Genomic DNA, 1,175 nt, shown 5'->3' on the forward strand with positions numbered 1-1,175 from the left:
CTTAACTGTACCTCAAGAGCTGCTTACTAGGTTTAGTCTGGATTTAGAAGGATCCAATGCGACTCCAAATCAGCTATTAAACGTAAAACCATTGAATGCAGCGATCATTAATTATAGTCTTTACAATACGATTAATGACGAACAGAATGTTTTTTCGGGATCTGCTGAAGCATTTTATAGCACTCGGCTAGGCAATTTCTATACAGGTGTTTTGTATAATGGTGATGATCTAAATGATTATAGCCATAATAAATTTGTACGGTTAGAATCGAAATGGCAATATATTAATCCGATAAAAATTAGACTTTATACCATTGGTGATTTTACATCAAACACTACTGACTGGGGTAACAGTGTGCGTTTAGGTGGTGCGCAATGGTCAAGTGCGTATGCTCAACGCTCAGACATTATTACTACAGCATTACCTCAATTCTCAGGATCAGCAGCACTACCATCAACGCTTGATTTATATGTTAATCAGCAAAAAGTATATTCTGGAATAGTGCCCTCTGGCCCATTCGATATTAAACAGTTACCTCTTATTTCTGGAAATGAGGTCACTTTAGTAACAACCGATGCTACAGGAAAGCAAAATTTAGTTAAAAAGGCATACTACTTTTCACCTAAAGTTTTAGCAAAAGGTGTTAATCAGTTTTCTGTAGATGTTGGTATGCCACGTTACAATTATGGTTCTTATTCGAATGATTATGATGATGGGGTGCTTTTTGGTTCGGGATCGATTCGTTACGGGATTAAACAATCGCTCACGTTAAGTGGTGGGATGGAAGCATCAACTGATGGATTGTCTAATGCAGGTATCGGTTTTGCACAAAACTTATGGGGTTTGGGCGTTGTAAATGCAGATTTTTCGTTGAGTAACTATAAAGATGAAAATGGTTATTTAAGTTCTATTGGGTTAGAAGGTCGGATTAATAAAGATATTTCATTTAATACAAGCTTTAGAAAAGTTTTTGATAATTATTATGACCTAGCACGTGTTTCAAAAGTTCGTTATGAAAATGGATATAATAAGAATGAAAAAGATGCAGAATACAATTTTTTAACATCAGGCGCTTTAGCTGATGAACTCTTTCGGGCGGGATTAAGCTATAATTTTTATAATGGTTATGGGGTTTATGCTGGTTATAATAAGATAAAATCACAAGAATCTCAAT

The 1,175-nt window shown here is 35.2% G+C and carries 1 pseudogene; it reads left to right on the forward strand.

The window, feature by feature from the left end:
• Positions 1-1,175: pseudogene (locus FTV42_RS17150) on the forward strand (fimbrial biogenesis outer membrane usher protein); the annotation flags it as partial.

Source organism: Acinetobacter sp. YH16052 (genome assembly GCF_013417155.1).
Taxonomy (GTDB): domain Bacteria; phylum Pseudomonadota; class Gammaproteobacteria; order Pseudomonadales; family Moraxellaceae; genus Acinetobacter.